The following is a 3,298-nucleotide window of genomic DNA, read 5'->3' as shown; positions in this document are numbered from 1 at the left end:
CATCAATAAAAGCTTATAGGAAGTGTGCATTATATTAAAGAAGTATCCTAGTCAAATAGGATACTTCTTTGTATTTTATTTAAATAAAAATTAAATTAATATTATTAGCACTCGTCTGCCACCGCTGTTAGCGGTTTAGTTCAAGAATAATTTCACGACTTTTATTGGTCTGTAATGTCTTATAGTTCCTATGTTTTTATCGATACCACTATTGTTAATCTATAATTTATATTTACTTAAGATAGTAATTGACACTATGGCTTTGATCAACTAATATTTGGGAATGTTAAGAAAGGGCGTAGTTACCCTAAAAATCTAGGATAACAGTAATATTTGGTTGATGTTGAAGTTTCCGAAAGCCTATTTGTTATAATACTTTTTATATACGCTCTACTCCACGTATACCTATAAACAACTTGTCCATATTTTTATTACACCCTTGTCTTATGACCGTAGCGAACCACCCTGTATAATATTTTAAAAGGTCATACACACCCTTCTCAGGGCGAAGAATACAAATAAGCTTAAATACTACAACTCCCCATAAATTTTCTGCATTGGCTTCATGTCACCGTTAGAAATTATTTATAGTTGCTCTCTTGCTCTAACAACTCTCAATATGAAAATAAAAAAGCCCCTACGTATTTCTACATAAGGACTTGATAAATCATATTAAGATTGATATAATCAATTTAATATAGTTCTTCAAAATTCATGTATGTATGTTGTGAATACATATTTGGATACTGCCGGTTTTTGTACTTCAATACATTAACCGGAGTTGGAGAATTTTATTTTATTTTTTGAAACCTTTTTTTAACTTCAAAATATTCTTTATCTAATATTATTTACATTTTAACTCATAATATGGCAAATATCAATTTCTTTTTTTATATCTATAATAATATAATCTTTTAAGGTGGTGAGCTAATTGGATAATAATGAAATAAAAGATATGTTGGTTAAAATATTAGAAGGACAAACAGAACTAAAAGAAGGTCAGAAAAGACTTGAAATTGAAGCTGGAAGACATTCTATAGAGCTTGGGGCTATAGGTAAAAATATAATTGTAGTACAAACATCACATAAAGATCAGCATGATTTTTTATCCAAAAATACAGATACACCAATCGAAGATACTAGTGACACTTTAAAAATTAAATCTGCTTCTGAAATGAAAGAACTTACAAATTCAATTTTAGAAGAGGTCATTGAAATAGACAAAATAGTACAAATAGAACTCAAAGATATATTAAGTCAAATTAAGGTCATAGCTAAAATAGGAGGGTTTTCAACAACTATACTTTTTTATCATAAGAATGTTAATAAAGAAGTTATTGAAAAACTTATGAATATTTTAAAAAAAAGTGGATATAAAGTTAATCTAAAAGAATTTTTAAATGAACATAACGTACTAGAAATTAAGTGGGATTAATACTACAAATACCGTCCCAAAATAGTGAAAGTGTACGAGTCAACCCGGACTTCACTCAGTTTGGACGGTGTTTTAGTATCTCAAACGTAGTATCCTTAACAAATATTTACATTTCAGTTTCACTGAAAAAGTAGGTGGACAAAAGGACACAAAAAGAGCAATAAAAAATCGCAAGCGAACGCAAAATATTTGCGTTTTTTATTAGCCAGTGTACTTTTGTCCGCCTACTTAATTTTTTAGAAATATAGTTTTTAAAAGATTAGTAATAGGGTAGGAATATACACCCCTTTTATGCATTATTTTTCATAGTGTGTTTTACATTGAGCTATTTCAATTTGTTCATCTTCAATGCAGTATACCAAACGGTTTTCACTATCAATTTTTCTACTCCAAAACCCTTGTAACCCATATTTCAATGGCTCGGGTTTTCCAATACCACTGTATCCGTTGCAATCTATATCTTTAAGAAGTTGATTAATTTTCTTTAATGTTTTTTTATCCTGTGATTGCCAATCAACGTAATCACTCCAAGCTTCATCAGACCATAGTTTTTTCATCTTCTACCTCAATAAGTTCGTGTATTGTACCTTTTTTTTGATTAAGTTGATTGATAGATTTTTCCAAGTGTTCCATATTAGAATCGTTATAAAACGGTTCACTTGCAGTAATTTCAAAAGGTATTTTTCGTTCTCTTATAACTGCTTTTACAAAAATAGTAAATGCGGTTGTCATATTCATACCAAAATCAGAAAAAAGGATTTCAGCTTGTTTTTTTAATTCTTCATCAATGCGGATATTAACTGTTTTTAGAGCCATAGTATCACTCCTTTCATTACATTATATACATTGTATATCAAATAATTAATTTTGTAAATACGTTGTATATATATTGTATACATTTATTATATTGATTATTCATTAAAAGTTACCATATTTATTTTATAATAGACTTAATTGGTAATAGGGTGGGGATTCTAAAATATATCTCCCGAATTGCTTGCATAGTCATCTATTTTTTTTGTGCTGCTCTTTTTATTTATCCATTCCCATTTTAGCTTTACTTATTGGAATTGGATTAATTAGAACTACAAGTTTTTAATGTTTGTAATATGGCTTGCCTTATTATTCCCCCTCGGAGAGTACATCTTTACGCTAGTAAAGTCTACTCTGTTATACTTTAGGTTAAAGTTATTGGTCGCTATCGCTCCCTTAAGATTCACATGTTTTTTACATAAATATTGGATACTAATATCACAATTACTTGTTATTATAAATATATAGTAATTAACAAATAATTTTTTTAATTAGAGTCCCCCTTTAATTAAATATAAGTTAATAATACAATAGCCTATAAAGCAGACACCTTCAATTGTCTACCTTATAGGCTATATTACTTTACAGACCATTATTTAACTACTTTCCCCGTTGCATTATCTTTTTTAACCCTTGGAGTTGGTTTCTTCTTCTCCAGTTCTTCTAATAGTGCTTTATATTTACTTTGATATTCTTGTATCTCTTCATTATACTTTAATTGATTTTGGCTTAACTGCTCCTGTTGCTCCTTTTGTAGTTTTAATAATGCCTTATCCATTGTTATACTAGCCTTCTCTTGCAACTGCTGAATATCTTCGATATGTTTATCCTTTAACTGCTCCTGGCTCTTAGTCAATCCATTAGTAGCCTTCTCATGATCTTCTTTTAAGTTAACAATGTCTTTGTTTAAATTGTTAACAATAAAATTATTGTCTTTAATGTTATCTTTTAATTCAATATTTTTAGATTGAGCATCTGCAAGTGCCTTTTTATACTGTTCCACTTCAACTTTATATTGTTTATATTCTTCAAGTATACCTGTAAGTGTAT

Annotated in this window: 3 protein-coding genes and 1 pseudogene; 1 reads left to right on the top strand and 3 read right to left on the bottom strand. The window is 28.8% G+C overall.

Annotation, left to right across the window (positions count from 1 at the left end):
• Positions 1-931 precede the first annotated feature (931 nt).
• Positions 932-1,435, top strand: coding sequence for a hypothetical protein (locus Q0649_RS09245; protein ID WP_298840623.1), 504 nt, complete (start codon positions 932-934; stop codon positions 1,433-1,435).
• Positions 1,436-1,731: 296 nt separating this feature from the next.
• On the opposite strand, the gene Q0649_RS09240 is transcribed toward Q0649_RS09245, so the two are convergent.
• The 3 genes and pseudogenes from Q0649_RS09240 to Q0649_RS09230 all read right to left on the bottom strand — a co-directional run.
• Positions 1,732-1,992 carry a Txe/YoeB family addiction module toxin gene (locus Q0649_RS09240; protein WP_298840620.1) on the bottom strand — a complete coding sequence of 87 codons (261 nt, stop codon included), beginning with the start codon at positions 1,990-1,992 and terminating at the stop codon, positions 1,732-1,734.
• Complete coding sequence (locus tag Q0649_RS09235; protein ID WP_298840617.1) at positions 1,973-2,251, bottom strand: type II toxin-antitoxin system RelB/DinJ family antitoxin; 279 nt, start codon at positions 2,249-2,251, stop codon at positions 1,973-1,975. The genes Q0649_RS09240 and Q0649_RS09235 overlap by 20 nt, the downstream gene beginning before the upstream one ends.
• Before the next feature lie 589 nt (positions 2,252-2,840).
• Positions 2,841-3,298: pseudogene (locus Q0649_RS09230) on the bottom strand (hypothetical protein); the annotation flags it as partial.

The organism is uncultured Clostridium sp., assembly GCF_937920395.1.
Taxonomy (GTDB): Bacteria; Bacillota; Clostridia; order Clostridiales; family Clostridiaceae; genus Clostridium_AD.
This window is presented reverse-complemented; position numbering and strand designations above follow the sequence as displayed.